Origin of the sequence: Neobacillus sp. NPDC093127 (assembly GCF_044754175.1) — a bacterium.
Lineage (GTDB): Bacteria > Bacillota > Bacilli > Bacillales > Cytobacillaceae > Neobacillus.
In genome coordinates this window covers 10,293-10,669 of record NZ_JBIVOP010000003.1, presented here as the reverse complement: position 1 = coordinate 10,669, position 377 = coordinate 10,293, and the positions used below count along the sequence as shown (strand labels likewise).

1 protein-coding gene is annotated in these 377 nt (G+C 58.6%); it reads right to left on the bottom strand.

The genetic code is table 11. The annotated features are described in order from the left end of the window. The coding region (locus ACIQCO_RS28200; RefSeq protein ID WP_400426605.1) for a hypothetical protein at positions 1-377 on the bottom strand (377 nt) is incomplete at both ends.

The window sequence follows — 377 nt, the reverse complement described above, 5'->3', positions numbered from 1 at the left end:
CCAAGAAGTCCTTGCTCGCCTTGAGGTCCAAGAGGTCCCTGCTCGCCTTGAGGTCCAAGAAGTCCTTGCTCGCCTTGAGGTCCAAGAGGTCCCTGTTCGCCTTGAGGTCCAAGAAGTCCTTGCTCGCCTTGAGGTCCAAGAGGTCCTTGCTCGCCTTGAGGTCCAAGAAGTCCTTGCTCGCCTTGAGGTCCAAGAGGTCCCTGCTCGCCTTGAGGTCCAAGAAGTCCTTGCTCGCCTTGAGGTCCAAGAGGTCCCTGATCGCCTTGAGGTCCAAGAGGTCCTTGCTCGCCTTGAGGTCCAAGAAGTCCCTGCTCGCCTTGAGGTCCAAGAGGTCCCTGCTCGCCTTGAGGTCCAAGAAGACCTTGCTCGCCTTGAGG